Source organism: Cryobacterium sp. 10I1, assembly GCF_035019805.1.
GTDB lineage: Bacteria > Actinomycetota > Actinomycetes > Actinomycetales > Microbacteriaceae > Cryobacterium > Cryobacterium glucosi.
This window is the reverse complement of the sequence record NZ_JASJVF010000521.1, coordinates 1-800: the sequence shown is the minus strand read 5'-3', so window position 1 is coordinate 800 and position 800 is coordinate 1. Positions and strand designations below refer to the sequence as shown.

The following is an 800-nucleotide window of genomic DNA, read 5'->3' as shown; positions in this document are numbered from 1 at the left end:
GCACGGCGCTCTACGAAGAAGTCCAGCTCGACGGCGCGGGCACCGTGACGACGAGCGTGATGCGCAACTACCACGTGCCCCTGCTCGCGGACCTGCCCGTCACCGAGGTGTACTTCGCGGAGACGAGTGACGACCTCGGCCCCTATGGCGCCAAGTCGATGAGCGAGTCGCCGTACAACCCGGTCGCTCCTGCGCTCGCGAACGCGGTCCGTGACGCGATCGGCATCCGCCCGTACGAGCTGCCGATGTCCCGAGACCGCATCTGGCGTCTGATGCACCCCTGAGAGTCACCTTTCCGGTCGAGAGCGCCCGGTGCACGGGTACCCCTCGACCGGAAAGGTACCCCTCGCTACGCGCGGGCGGGGGCAGGCGATGCGAGCAGCAGGTGGTACGCGTCCGGGCCGTGTCCGACACGGAGATGCCGGGTCTGCACGAGGCCCGCGGCCTCGAGGGCGGAGGTGATCTCCTCGGTGGGACGCACCCGGAAGCCGTGCTCGACCACGGGCATCCGCTGCATCGCGGCCGGGTCGAAAACGCCCACCACGAGACGGCCGCCGGGCCGGAGCACGCGCGCGAACTCGGCCGCCGCCCGGCCGAGGTCAGGCAGGAAGTAGAACGTGTTGAGGGTGATCACCCCGTCGAGGCTCGCATCCGCGAGCGGGAGGTACTCCATCGACGCCTCGAACAGCGACAGCCGACCGGCGGTGAGGTCGTCGCGGAACCTCCGATGCGCGGCATCGACCATCGTTTCCGACTGGTCGACTCCGGCGACGTGCCCGTCCGGTCCGACCGTGTCGAGC

Annotated in this window: 2 protein-coding genes; one reads left to right on the top strand and one right to left on the bottom strand. The window is 70.0% G+C overall.

Features of this window, described 5'->3' with window-relative positions:
* Positions 1 to 284 (top strand): hypothetical protein (locus QN345_RS19545; protein ID WP_323509178.1); only part of this gene is annotated, 284 nt, incomplete at its 5' end.
* 65 nt (positions 285 to 349) lie between these two features.
* Here QN345_RS19545 and QN345_RS19540 read toward each other — a convergent pair.
* A partial coding sequence (locus QN345_RS19540) for a class I SAM-dependent methyltransferase (RefSeq protein WP_323509177.1) occupies positions 350 to 800 on the bottom strand: 451 nt, incomplete at its 5' end.